Genomic DNA, 13,963 nt, shown 5'->3' with positions numbered 1-13,963 from the left:
TATTTTTGTGAAAGGTGAAAAGGGATTTACGTTGCAGGCTACTTGCTTTCCTGTGGGCGACCCCTGGAAAGGACACTGGCGGAACGGAAATCAACCTCTCGCCTTATGAAAAGGTCTTTTTCTGCTAGTGATACTTATCTATTTCAACAACATAAGAAGCCATCTCACGAATTGGAGATGGCTTCTCTATGTTATTCGGATAAACCTTTATTATTAAAGTATTTTTTATACTTACGATAATAATTTAAGTTATTGAGCGTTAACTTCACCCAACGCTTCGCATTCATATCCTCATTATAATAAAGAGAATTTGTGTATTTGCCCTCACTAATTAATTTTTTCGCCTCTAGTTTGAGCTTTTCATTCGATGCATATTTGAATAATACACCTTTCGGAATAATCATCCATAAATGCTTGTCCTGCACATATGTGACTTCTTGCTCGATATTTAACATATGATCATCCGCAACATACTTCATTAAATTATGACCACTTGCCGTTACATAGTAGCTAGATCGACCATTACGTAAATTAATTTCAAATAGCTTATATTGCTTGTCCCGAATATCATATTTCATATCGAAATTCGCAAAGCCTGTATAGCCAATATCCTCTAGGAAGAATCGTACTTGATCCATTAATTCTTTATCATAGGTTGTCACAATGGCTGCATAACTTCCGATCCCTTCAGGAGAATGTTCTTCTAGAATAGGATTACCTAGACACATCAGCTTCACTTTTCCATCTTTCCCTACATAAGCATTTAACACGCGCATATAGGAATCATCCCCAGGAATAAATTCTTGAATAATCATTGTATCCTGATAAGACGAGCTATAAATTGCTTTTAATATAGCCGTTTTTTCCGATTCATCATGTGCAACAAATACTTTTTTCTTTCCTGGAAATTTACATGCCCAATATTCTACAGAATTTGAAGCCTTTAAAATAATAGGGTAAGCAAATGGTGGTGTAAAGTTTTCATAGTTGTCAGCTGTCACCGTTGTTGTACCTGGATATTTAAAATTATATTGATCACACATTTTATAGAAATTTTCTTTCAATAAAATTTCATCCATCAACGATTCATCGATATAAGGTACGGTAAAGTGCTCTTGTAACGCTGGCTTATTTTTGATGATCAGCTTGGCATAATCGTCCCCACATGCTAACAATAATAGTTTTTTATCAGCATATTTTTTTGCAACTTCTGCAAGAGCAGGTGCAAAAACATCCTGTTCATTTAAACGGTCTATTTCTTGAAATTGTAGGATATGGCTATCTTGTGTTGCTGTTAAATGAGAACGTCCTAAGACAAGTGGTTTAATACCATATGCTTCATAAAACGCACGTGCCATACCATATGCATTCATATCCGATCCTAGTAAAACTGGTAAAAATGGTTGTTCAGTTGCCATGTTTATTTCAACTCTCTTTTGTATTTTAGTTTCGTGTTAAGTGTATCATATTTTCTATCTTGTTCACGAACAAAAACGCGAGGCATTGACATTTTATGTGCCAAATACCTCGCCTTTGCTTGCTCTATTAAAATGTAATAACAGCTTGTCTACTACGCTCTAGTTTATCCACCATCTCTTTGCCTGATTCATCCCATCTAATCATACGGTAATAAGCATCGTGATAGAAAATAAAGCCATAGTTATTCGCTAGCGCTTCTTTCATCAGTCGCTCTTTTGCAAATACACTTGTCATTGGATAATCGTCATAGGCTAATACCCATAGTGGATTTTGGTGAGCATGGGTCGGCATAATATCTGCCATGTGCAATAACACTTCATCATTTTGCGTTAGCTTGATTACGGCATGTCCCTCACTATGACCACCCGTATGAATCATTTCGATTCCAGGTACTACTTCCAACGATCCTTCGTAAGTTTCAACTAAATGCTGTACGGGCTCCCAATTTTCTTTCCAATAGGTATTTTTAGAACGAATATTTGGGTTACGCATTTCATCCCATTCAATTTTCGTTACAAAAATTTTAGCATTCGGGAAAGTTGGTACAAGTACATCCCCTTCCCATTGCGTTAAACCACCAGCATGATCAAAATGTAAATGCGTCATTAACACTACATCAATATCTGCTGTCGTTAAGCCTAACTCTTGTAAGCTATCTACTAACGAAGATTCTTCTGTTACACCAAAGTTTCGTAACTGCTTTTCATTTAATTTGTTAAAACCAACACCCGTATCAATGAGGTAGTTTTTGCCCTCATATTGAATGAGGATCGGTTCTGTTGGTAATTCAATTTGGTTTTTTTCATTGACTGGATATTTGCGAGACCAAAGTGGCTTTGGTACAACGCCAAACATCGCACCACCATCTAGGCACGTGACACCCCCGTTTAGCCATGATAATGACATATTGTGAAACTGTAACTGATCCATCCATACTCCCCCTACAATTTAGTGATAAATTGCGATTCTAAGCGATAAATCGGCTGCCCCTTCGCAGAAAACTTCTCTTCATATTCTGTCATCACATTATCCTCTGGCATATTTGCATGTAGGTCGAGAGATACATACTTTAATAACATCCCATATTCAGACACACTGATTAAAGAATACTCGAACAGACCACGGTTATCCGTTTTAAAATGGACTTCCCCATTATCCACTAAAATCGACTCATATAATTTCAAAAAATCCCCGTGCGTTAAACGTCTTTTTGCATGTCGTGTTTTTGGCCAAGGATCTGAGAAATTCAGGTATACTCGTGATACATCATTTTTGTCAAAGAATTTATATAAATCTGCGCCATTTACTTTTAGTAAACGTAAATTCGCTGGAGATTTTGCCTCTAGTACTTTTTCTAATGCACAAACAATCACACTATCATAAAGTTCAATACCAATATAATTGATCGTTGGATTTTGCAAAGCCATACCTGTCACAAATTGCCCTTTTCCAGAACCTACTTCAATATGGATAGGGTTATCATTGCCGAAAACGGCCTGCCAATTTCCTTTAAAGTCTTCAGGATTTGGAATAATCACCTCTGGATGATCTGTAATCATTTCCTCTGCCCAAGGCTTATTTCTTAATCTCAATGTTGTTCCTCATTTCTTTCTTGTGAAATTATTGATTTTTTTATAGTATAACGTATTCCCTTATAATTCGCATGAAATTATTGCACAATGATATTTTTTATGAATCCTTGCTAATAACCTGCCAAGCATTTTGTTGTATTGTACAGTGGATATTGGTCCCTTGATTGACAATGCCAATATAATTACCATCCGCATGGCAATCAACCTTATCTGCTGCGATAAGATCAAAATTCTGTCCCTGTAAAAAAGTAACTTCCTTAAATTTTGTATGCTTTTCAAAAAACACAGTGACAAATACAACTAATAATTTGATACGTGAAATCCCATGTACAATCGTTATATCCACTTGGCCATCATCTGCTTTTGCGGCAGGTGATATTTTCATGCCTCCCCCAAAATAAGGTTGATTACTCATTGCCACAAACCATGTCTGCTGAAATTGCCATTCCTGTTCTCCTGAGCGTATCGTTATGTCAAAGCGTTCAAAGCGAAATAGCCCTCTAATAACAGCGACAGCATACGAAAGTTTTCCAAGTCCAATCTTATTGAGATAAAACTTAAGACGAGAAGTATTAATTGATTTTGTCACATACGCATCGAAGCCTATGCCAGCATTATTGACAAATATTTCTTTTCGTCTATTCCCAAGCTGAACGATTCCTGCATCCATCCTCACATTGGCCAAGGAAGTTTTTACATAGTCCTCGATTTGCTGAGCATTTGAAAATGAGTGAAAATAGCGTGCAAAGTCATTACCTGAGCCAGCACGAACAACACCAATTATGATGTATTCATTATGTACAACGCCACTAACCACTTCATGGATGGTGCCATCACCACCAACAACGACAAGTAACTTTTTATCTTGCTGCTGATGTGCCCATTGTTGCGCGATTTCCTGTCCATGTCCTTCATATTCCGTAAAAGCCACTTGATAGGGAATCGTTAGTTGCTGTTGAAGTTGGAGCCAAACTTTTTTTCCTTTTCCATTTCCTGCTGCCTCATTGACAATAAATAGAATGTTCATACATCAGTCCTCTGTTGGCTGAGGAGCTTGCTGCCAAATATCTCGGTTAAAGGAAGTCGTTTGGACTGTATTTAAAATCGTCTGTGCAGCTCGGATTTGCATATGCTTCATAGGAGAGGAAACTTTTCTTAAATGCTCTATCCATTCATGGTAATTTCGACGATCAACAAAGCGAACCCCAAATGGTGAACCAGGATAATCAAAATATCCATTACGAGTTAGCACAACCTTACGGATAGGCATATCAATATCCTCTTGTTTAAATAACTGCGACAGTACCGATTCCATCCGACCTAAATTAATCGTTGGATTCAAAACTTTAGAATCCTTCGTCCCTACTTTTTTAATCCAGAAGCGATCACTGCCACCTACGTAAACAGCTTGATTGTCAGCCTCTAAGACCGTAATACAAATACACTCAGTTGGGGACATTAACACTACATCCAGCTCTATAGGGGCTTTTCTAATTTGTAGTATCGGATAATAAAACAATAGATAATTATCTGGTAATGTTTGCAATAACATACGAAGCAATGAGTCACGCATAAAACGAGGATCTACATATGATTTTTCTCGTAATGTTGAACTGGCCCATTTCATTTGAAAATGAAAAAATTGATCAATAAACATTCGTTTCAGCTCATGGATGGATTGTGGTGCATACACAATTTTAGGTTCAAATGTGAGCGTTGTTTCTTCTTCTGGAATGATATCCTCATCACTGACAAGCTCATTTGATATCTCTACTTCTTCAACATCCTCTGTTATTTCCTTTTGCCGTCCAGCAAACCATTTTTTTATGAAGGAAAATCGTTCTTTTTCCTCGTAAGCCTCCGCTTCTGCCTCATTGTCGACATGTTGCCACTCGCTAATATCTTCTCCCAATTCCCACTGTCGCTTAATGCGCTCCCATTGGTTTTTCTTTAGGCGCACAAACTGTGTTGGGTATCTCGCTAAATCAATTTGATAGCGTGAAATATAATCTTGTAATTTCACCAATTGTGCCATGTAAAGGTCACTCCATTCTTACTCACCATATCTATAGTTCTCTTTTTATCTTGATTGCTTTGGTAGAAAAGAGGCATTGTATTCAATACATCGACAATTATTCTACAAATTTCAATCTGTAAAATTATTCATTACTATCCTTTTTATTTTACATGACGACACCAAACATTACATCCATAAAAAAGAGAACTACCCTTATCGATAGTTCTCTTAAACGATTCTTTTATTTTGTATTCAAAGAAAGTGGTAATTTCGCCTCAAAAGCTTGTTGCAATTTACGCGTCCATTCACCTGGCACTCCCGCACCAATTTGGTTACCATCCACATCAATAACAGGTGTAACTTCAGAAGATACAGATGATACAATGATTTCATCCATTGTTAATAAATCAGCTTTTGTCATTGGTTCTTCCACGACAGGTAAACTAATCTCCTCTGCACATTTCAAAATCACTTGACGAGTAATACCGTTTAAAATGAAGTTATTTGCTGGATGTGTATAAAGCTTACCGTCTTTAATCCCATAAACATTTGCTGATGAACATTCTGTTACGATATCCCCACGATGTAAAATCGCTTCATAGCAGTCCTTTTCAGCAGCCTCTTGTTTTGCTAATACTGCACCAAGTAAGTTTAACGATTTGATATCACAGCGTAACCAACGAATATCCTCTACAAACGTAGCCTTTACCCCTTTTTCAAAGTTCTCATATGCACGTTCACCCGCTTTTACATTACCTGTTAATACAGCTGGAACACTTGCATCTGGGAAAACGTGATTACGTGAATTGGCACCACGTGTGATTTGGAAATAAACATGCCCTGTATCTAGATTATTTTTTTCAATTAGCTCATGTAATAATTTGTGTAAAACGTCTTTTGTATAAGGAATAACAAGACGAATTTTTTCGGCGCTTGCATAGAAACGATCAATATGCTCTTGTGCTGTAAACATATTTCCGTTATAAACTTTGATTACTTCATAAATGCCGTCACCAAATTGATAGCCTCTATCTTCTGGTGATACCGCAATGGATCCTTCTTCCACAATTTGATCATTCCATAATGAATATGCCATGTTTTGTTCATCCTTTTCGTCTTTGAGTTATTTTTTTCCTGCAAGTTCAACAATTGCTTCAGCATAAATTGCCGCTGCTTTCACGAGGTTTTCAACGACAACAAACTCATCCGCTCGATGCGCTACATCTGGCTCTCCTGGGAACAGCATGCCAAATGCCACGCCTTTTTTCATCACACGTGCGTACGTTCCACCACCAGTTGATAATAAAGGTGTTTCTGTATCTCCCGTTTGACGTCTATAGATAGCTGCTAATGTCTGGATAAATGGATCATCCTCGCTGACATAATGTGGTTTCGAGTCGTCTTGAATATCAAGAGAAAACCCTTTTTCTACCGTTAAGCGTTGTGCTGCCGTTATTTTTTCATCGAATGGATAGGAAACAGAATAGCGCATACTAATTACTAAACTGCCACCTTTATGAACATCATAGCTGACGATCCCTGGATTTAATGTCGTTTGTCCTGACATTGCATCCTCAAACTGTAGGTCGAGCTGACTGCCATAATGATCCTGATAAAAAACATCTGCAATAAAGTCGACAAATTGTTTACTTGCTTCTGTCGTCAACTCTTGTTGTAAAAATGCTGCAAGATAAACAGCTGCATTGACACCTTTATCTGGTTCCATTGCATGGGCTGCTTTACCTTTGATAGTTATTATATAGCGAGAGTCCTCCATTAATAAAGAGCCTTCTAGCTGATTTTTGCTTAAAAATGTTTGAAAATTCTGTTTGAATGATGCTGATACATGCTGAATCGTTGCTTTTGCAAAATCAGGTACCATATTTGGGCGCTTTCCTGCATTAAATAGTAATAGTTGTTCTTTCGTTCCATCACCCACTTTATTTTGAGAGAACACAAGCTCTGCAATGCCTTTTTCTGCATTGATGAGCGGGAAATCCGCATCTGGTGCAAAACCAATTGTCGGCATTTCCTCCTGTTTAAAATAGTGGTCGACACAGCGGAATCCTGTTTCTTCGTCCGTACCAATAATCATTCGTACTCTTTTTTCTAATGGAATACCTGCATCTTTCACAAGCTTCATGGCCATCCATGCCGCAATCGTAGGTCCTTTATCGTCAATCGCACCACGTGCAAATAATTTACCATCTGCTACTGTGCCGCTGAATGGAGGGTATGTCCAATCCGCTTCCTCTCCAATTGGAACAACATCAACATGACATAAAATACCTAATAACTCTTCACCTGTACCCATTTCAATATGTCCAGCATAATTATCAACGTTTTTCGTGAGTAAGCCTTCATTCTGACCTTTTGCTAGTAACCATTTAAGTGCTTGAAGTGGACCCTCTCCAAAAGGTACTTCAGTAGTTGTTGTATCCTCATCGAGCACACTATTAATTTGCACAAGCTCCTGTAACTCTTGTATTAATTCATCTTGCCTTTCTTTTGCAGCTTGTAACCAATCCATACCATGTACCTCCTTCAAAGTATTAACATTATTCTACACCTTACAACATATATGACAATCAGCTTTCTGACAACTATTTTCAGTAACTTCTACTGTCACTACCATATATAGCATGTTTTTCACGTATTCCCACAAAATACAGTATAAAATTTATATGTCAATTGTAAATTTCTATTGCATTCACTAGAAAATCAAGTCGTTTTTCTATATAATAAAGTTATCAGAATAATTGTTCTGACTATAAAATTAGAAAAGGGGATGTCTAAGGCAGCTACTTATTAGCCTAAGTGCACTCCGCACATATTGTCGTCCGCTAGTCTTTGCCAAGAGAATTAAGATGAAGGAGTGGTTCATTTAATGAAACCAACTACTGATCGAATGCTTAATCGTATTAAAGACGTGTACATGTTTATTTTAGACAAAGGAACCGTGTCTACACAGGATTTAGTCGAAGAGTTTAGTATCACTCCTCGCACCGTTCAAAGAGATTTGAACGTGTTAGCCTTTAACGATTTGGTGACAAGTCCAAGTCGAGGCAGATGGACAACGACGAAGAAAAAAGTAAAATTGACGTCTTAGTTTTACGTCTTGTACGTAAAGCATTGTGTATGGAAAAAGAATGACCTTTCGTCGGGGTCATTCTTTTTTGTCGTTAGAAGATTATTAGATTTTTTCCCTATTTGGAAGAAGAGACGTATTTACTGACTTCTTCAACTCGCTACCGCTCATCTATTTGGGCAATGTGATCATATTCTTCTGTATTCCGCTCATCTAACTGTGTAAAGTGATCATATTCTTCTGTATTCCGCTCATCTATCCGCGCAAAGCGATCATACTCTTCTGTTCTTCAATCTGTGCCTCACTTCCGTAGCATAGAAACATAAATATTTGCGCCATTATCTTTACCGTTCACACTGAAAAAGGGTGCATTGTTCTCGTTCAAGATTATTTTGACTATTTACAGTTGCTTAACAATCCGTTAAACTCGAAACATTCTAAATGTTGAGAGGAGGATTTGATATGACATTGTCAAAGTTGTTTCATCCATTAGTATGGATCATTTTAGGTGGAACAATATTCACACGTATTGCAAGCTTTATGGCAATGCCCTTTTTAGCTATTTATTTACATAATGAAATTCAAGCCTCTCCATTACAAATTGGATTGACCATTGGTATTGCACCACTCATTTCCACAGTAGGTGGATTTTTTGGTGGCTATCTAACCGATCGTTTTGGTAGAAAAAGCGTTATTCTATTAACGATTATTGTTTGGAGTCTGGTGTTCTTTGGCTTTGCAACGGTTCATGTTGTTTGGCTTTTTGTCCTATTCAATGCTTTGAATGGGCTTTGTCGTTCATTTTTCGAACCTTCCACACAGGCATTAATGATTGATTTTACACCTGCTGAAAAACGAAAAAGACTATTTTCCTTACGTTATACGGCCATCAATATTGCAGCGGTTATTGGTCCTATTATTGGTGTGTATATCTCACAGCTATCCAGCCCGAGTATCCCTTTTATGCTGACAGGGATTATGTATATTATTTACGCTGTCTTTTTATTTTTTGTGTTAAATCGCTATCAAATGCAGCAACCCAAAGCTGTCACTCAAACAAAGATACTCAGTACATTCACGATTCTTTTGACAAATCGTGTGCTGCTTAGCTTTATTTTGGGCGCCATTTTAATCAATATCGGCTACTCGCAATTTGACTCAACGCTACCACAAATTATCGAATTAAAAATTGATGAAGGTGCGAAACTATATTCGTTATTAATCTCTCTCAATGCAGCGGTTGTGTTACTACTACAATTACCAATTAGTATAGTATCAGAGCGCTTTTCATCCACAGCAACATTATTAGTAGGCGTACTGTTCTTTGCTATTGGACTATTTATGTTTGGATTCTCCACTAATTATACGCTCTATATCATTGCCATGATTATTTTTACCATAGGTGAAATCTTTGCCTTCCCTACGATGAATGTCATGATTGATGAAATTGCGCCAGATACTCAAAAGGCAACTTACTTAGGTGCTGCGCAATTTAAAAATTTAGGTGGCTTTATTGGCCCCATAATAGGCGGTTGGCTATTGACTCATTATATGAATGCTATGTTTCCTGTCATCGCTGTTCTTGTTTTATGTAGTTGTATCTTTTATAGAACCAAAACAGCGGCTCATTAATAAACGCCCCATTGCTATCGATAGAATGGGGCGTTTTTTTAACTATTATAACCCTTCGTCAGCAGCAACCTCTGCATAACTAGAGTATTGATCCTTACCAGCATTTTTCGATTGATAAAGCGCTTTATCGGCCCGTTCAAATAAGCTCATTTCTGTATCTTCATCATGGTTATAAATGGCTCCACCCATGCTTACAGATAGTACAGACCATTTCTCGCTAGCATGGCCATCATATTCAACGGACCTTATTTGAGTCAAAATGGCCTCTGCCATGTGCTGCATCTGTTGCTCTGTTGTATCGTATAAAACAATGGCAAATTCATCCCCACCGAAGCGTACGACAAAACCACTTTGTTTCACAACATGCTTTAAAATTCTCGCTGTTTCTATCAGGATGTGATCTCCTTCTACATGCCCAAATTGATCATTCACTTGTTTAAAGTTATCCAAATCGATTAACAATAAACCTGGCACATTCATTTTTCTTTTCCTTAATAAATTATCAATCTTTCTAATATAGGTAGCACGGTTATAGACACCAGTTAACGGATCGAAAGTAGCTAGCTGTATTGTTTTAGATAAAATTTTATTAATGACGAGCAGCATAATAAAGGATGTTAGTAAGGCGATGAACAGTAAGCTCCAAAATTGTTTCGTATTTTTTTGGAGTGCTTCCATTTTAGTGAAATTGATAAATTTCACATAGACAATTCTTTTTGAAGACTCCCCTCTCACTGTCTCTGCTTCATATGGCAGAAAACGATGTGTTTCTAGATAACCATTGGCTAAAGCCTTTTGATACTCAACTGGCTCCATTGTTTTCTTTGCCAGCTCAAAGTATTTTTGGAACTGTTTGGATTGATCTTTTACAGTAATCTTCTTTAATGACGAATCATCAAAGAAAACTCCCCCTGCATTAATCGTCTGCACTTCTACTAAATCAGCATATTTACCAATCAAGTACTGTGCAGTTTTTTCAAAATTAAAGGTTTGAAAAACAGGATCATTCAGTAAGTCTAAACCTAACTCAAGCAGATATTTTTTATCCTCTGTTGCCAGATAGCCAAATTTCCGGTATTCTCCTGTCGATGTTGAAATATCGATTCCATCTGTAAAAAATTCGCCACTAGCTCGCCGTTCATCTAATAAAGCAGAAAAACGTTGACAGCAACGCGAGAAATCCAAGCCAATATCTTTGGCAAAAGTCGTGTAAACCACTGTATTGGATTGATCCACTATGTAAATATCCATACCATGTTTCTTTTTCATTTGCTGCAAATCCCAAGTAGCTACAGCAGGGTTTTCAAGATAATAGTTTTTTAACTGTCTAAGCTCCTGTTCCATTTTGTCTGAAATATTATTATCAAAATAAAAATGGGCATTATCGACAGTTTGCATATCTGTAAGAATATGGTTTTCAATTAAAACTTTATTCATACTCACTTGCTTTTCAATTTCCGCTATCAATATTTGTCGGTTCACATATGAAATAACAGCAACGAGTATGACTGCAAAAGCTATTAAAGATAGTAATAATTTAATACGCAGGTTCTTCATTTAATTGTCCTCTACTTATTTATACCATCGTCTTTTCGTAAACATTTAGAACATGATACGTTCTTTGACTATATCACAATAACTCATTTCATATTATACAGTTACTGTTATATTACTGTATATAAAAATCCCCGATGCTATGTGAGGCATCGAGGAATACTATGTTTAATGATTGTTTTGTAAACCGTTTAGCTCTTCTGTAGTTAGCTCGCGATATTCACCTAACGCTAGATTTTCATCTAATGTCAGGCTTCCCATAGAAATTCGCTTTAAATATGTTACACGTTTACCTACAGCCTCAAACATTCGCTTTACCTGATGAAACTTTCCTTCTTGAATCATTAGCTCTATTTCAGATTGCTGTGCAGACTTTAAGATCACAAGCTTTCCAGGCTTGGTAACATAGCCATCATCGAGTTCAACACCATTTGCGAATTTCTCGACATCTTCTTCTGTCACAACCCCTTCAATCTGTGCGTAATAAACTTTTGGCACATGTTTTTTGGGAGACAATAAATTGTGAGCCAATACACCATCATTTGTTAATAAAAGCAAGCCTTCTGTGTCTTTATCTAGTCGACCAACAGGAAACGGTTGAAAATGCTGCTGTAATGGCTCTAATAAATCAATAACTGTTTCATCTCTTAAATCCTCAGTGGCAGAAATAACACCAGGCGGTTTATTCATCATAAGATAAACAAATTCTGTATAAACAACGCGCTCTCCAAACACTGATACCATTTGCTGCTCTGGGTCTACGTGTAAAGCTGCATCCTTGACATAAGCACCGTCTACTGTGACAGCTTTTTGCTTTAATAGCTGCTTCACTTCCTTACGAGAGCCGTACCCCATATTTGCTAGTAATTTATCTAAACGCATCGTTCCACTCCTATTTCAATCCCAGTTTACTCATCATACGGGTTAATCGTTCACCCAATAGCTTTTGTGCTAAACCTAGGCGTAATGATAAAAAGCCATAGACAGCCGCACCGACACCCGCACAAATAATTGAGAATAGTAATGCTGAGAATTTACTATCAACTGGACCCATTAGTAATTCCAATAATTTATGCACAATCAGCACGCTAATGGCCATTGCCATTGTCAATAAAGCAATTAGCATGACACGACGCACAACCATTTCTGATCGATAATTCAACGTTTTTCGTAACACAAGCATATTAATGATAATCGAAACACTATAACCAATAGCTGTTGCCACTATAGCACCATCTGCCTCTAACCAACGAATTAATGGAATATTTAATGCTAGCTTCACGAAAATCCCTGATAATAAGCTGAAAACAATCCACTTTTGAAAATCAATTCCTTGAAGTAAGGCTGCTGTAACTTGGAATAACGCAAATAAAATCGCAACAGGTGCATAATGCGCTAAAATGGTTGCCCCCATTTCACTTTCAGAATATAGCATGAAGTAAATTTCATTGGCTAATAGAGAAATACCAACCACAGCTGGCAATGTAATAAAGATTAAAATTTGATAGGTCTTATCCATTGCATGGCGTAGCGCTAAATACTCACCCTGTGTAAAATACTTTGTAATCGTTGGTACAAGCGCCATTGAGAATCCAGTCGCTAGCATAACGGGAATGATGACAACCTTATGTGTCATAAAGTTAATCATCGATAAATAAGTATCTGTTACTCCTGCTAAACCAATGGACGTCATTGCTCCATTAAACGTAAGCATATCGACTAATTGGAATAACGGATTGGCTACCCCTACAAACACCATTGGGATGGAATAGGTAATCACTTCTTTATAAATATTGGACATTGGTAGCTGTGTGGAAGTCACACTTTGACTACGTAATAGGTTAAATTCAGGCTGATATTTTTTCCAGTAATAATAAAGAACACCTAATCCACCGATTGCCCCGATAAATGCAGCAAACACAGCAAAGGAGATGGCTGTCTCTGGTTTCCCTTTAAACACAATAACCACTAAGAACGATCCACCAAGTAATACAACAATTCGCACAATTTGTTCCACCAATTGTGAAACGGCGGTAGGTTCCATTTTGTCATAGCCTTGGAAGAAGCCACGCCATAAACTCATAAATGGTACAACGATTAAGGCAAAACTAACCCATCGTATTACTGAAGCAATCTGTTCAACTGTAAAGACCTGTTCCTCACTCTTAATAACTAGCCCTGCTATTGGCGTTGCAAGTAGAAAAAGGGCAATAAATGCTGCGAAGCCTGTCACCATCATAATCAGAATGCCGGATTTCATCAGCTTGCGACCTGATTGATAATCCCCCATTGCATTGTATTTAGAGACAAATTTAGAGACGGCAATTGGCGCACCTGAAATGGCGATTGCCAACATAATTGAATAGGGAATATATGCATATTGGTAAAGCGCAATGTTCTTCTCGCCGACAATTGCATAAAACGGAAAAATATAAATTAATCCGAGTACCTTCGATAAAAACATCCCCATTGTTAATATCGCAGTACCTTTCATTAAATTGGACATCATACCCATCCATTCATTGTAAAATCAATATTATTATCGTAACACTTCAAAGGATACTTATAAAACTTTTTCGTTTTAACATAACATATATGCAA

The 13,963-nt window shown here is 37.2% G+C and carries 12 protein-coding genes; 2 read left to right on the top strand and 10 right to left on the bottom strand.

The genetic code is table 11. The annotated features are described in order from the left end of the window. Positions 1–191: 191 nt before the first annotated feature. The 7 genes from ACEVFT_RS20640 to pepV all read right to left on the bottom strand — a co-directional run bounded on the left by ACEVFT_RS20640 (position 192) and on the right by pepV (position 7,618). Positions 192–1,418 carry a carboxylate--amine ligase gene (locus ACEVFT_RS20640; RefSeq protein ID WP_393951177.1) on the bottom strand — a complete coding sequence of 409 codons (1,227 nt, stop codon included), beginning with the start codon at positions 1,416–1,418 and terminating at the stop codon, positions 192–194. A gap of 127 nt (positions 1,419–1,545) precedes the next feature. Next, positions 1,546–2,409: a YtnP family quorum-quenching lactonase gene (locus tag ACEVFT_RS20635; RefSeq protein WP_205445033.1), complete on the bottom strand. Its 864-nt coding sequence runs from the start codon at positions 2,407–2,409 to the stop codon at positions 1,546–1,548. Between the two features lie 11 nt (positions 2,410–2,420). Beyond that, entirely contained in the window at positions 2,421–3,071 is a 651-nt protein-coding gene (gene trmB, locus ACEVFT_RS20630; protein ID WP_205445035.1) for a tRNA (guanosine(46)-N7)-methyltransferase TrmB, read from the bottom strand. Positions 3,072–3,168: 97 nt separating this feature from the next. Next, on the bottom strand, positions 3,169–4,098 hold the full coding sequence (locus ACEVFT_RS20625; protein WP_393951176.1) for a diacylglycerol/lipid kinase family protein: 930 nt from the start codon (positions 4,096–4,098) through the stop codon (positions 3,169–3,171). 3 nt (positions 4,099–4,101) lie between these two features. Beyond that, positions 4,102–5,106 (bottom strand): NERD domain-containing protein, encoded by a 1,005-nt coding sequence (locus ACEVFT_RS20620; RefSeq protein ID WP_205445038.1) that lies wholly within the window; start codon positions 5,104–5,106, stop codon positions 4,102–4,104. A gap of 223 nt (positions 5,107–5,329) precedes the next feature. After that, complete coding sequence (gene dat, locus ACEVFT_RS20615; protein ID WP_393951175.1) at positions 5,330–6,184, bottom strand: D-amino-acid transaminase; 855 nt, start codon at positions 6,182–6,184, stop codon at positions 5,330–5,332. Between the two features lie 27 nt (positions 6,185–6,211). Next, positions 6,212–7,618 (bottom strand): dipeptidase PepV, encoded by a 1,407-nt coding sequence (gene pepV / locus ACEVFT_RS20610; RefSeq protein ID WP_393951174.1) that lies wholly within the window; start codon positions 7,616–7,618, stop codon positions 6,212–6,214. Positions 7,619–7,975: 357 nt separating this feature from the next. Between pepV and ACEVFT_RS20605 the strand changes: the two genes are divergently transcribed. Then, positions 7,976–8,197: a DeoR family transcriptional regulator gene (locus ACEVFT_RS20605; protein ID WP_004226074.1), complete on the top strand. Its 222-nt coding sequence runs from the start codon at positions 7,976–7,978 to the stop codon at positions 8,195–8,197. A 441-nt stretch (positions 8,198–8,638) separates the two neighbouring features. Then, positions 8,639–9,808 (top strand): MDR family MFS transporter, encoded by a 1,170-nt coding sequence (locus tag ACEVFT_RS20600; protein WP_342533203.1) that lies wholly within the window; start codon positions 8,639–8,641, stop codon positions 9,806–9,808. A gap of 45 nt (positions 9,809–9,853) precedes the next feature. On the opposite strand, the gene ACEVFT_RS20595 is transcribed toward ACEVFT_RS20600, so the two are convergent. The 3 genes from ACEVFT_RS20595 to ACEVFT_RS20585 form a co-directional block, all read right to left on the bottom strand. After that, positions 9,854–11,365, bottom strand: a complete 1,512-nt coding sequence (locus ACEVFT_RS20595; RefSeq protein WP_393951173.1) for a GGDEF domain-containing protein — start codon at positions 11,363–11,365, stop codon at positions 9,854–9,856. A 165-nt stretch (positions 11,366–11,530) separates the two neighbouring features. Then, complete coding sequence (locus ACEVFT_RS20590; protein WP_342533205.1) at positions 11,531–12,244, bottom strand: pseudouridine synthase; 714 nt, start codon at positions 12,242–12,244, stop codon at positions 11,531–11,533. A gap of 10 nt (positions 12,245–12,254) precedes the next feature. Beyond that, positions 12,255–13,868, bottom strand: coding sequence for a putative polysaccharide biosynthesis protein (locus ACEVFT_RS20585; RefSeq protein ID WP_205445050.1), 1,614 nt, complete (start codon positions 13,866–13,868; stop codon positions 12,255–12,257). Between the last annotated feature and the right edge of the window lie 95 nt (positions 13,869–13,963).

Origin of the sequence: Lysinibacillus sp. PWR01, assembly GCF_043359455.1 — a bacterium.
Classification (GTDB): Bacteria; Bacillota; Bacilli; order Bacillales_A; family Planococcaceae; genus Lysinibacillus; species Lysinibacillus fusiformis_F.
The sequence above is the reverse complement of the archived record's forward strand: the minus strand, read 5'-3'. Positions and strand labels throughout refer to the sequence as shown.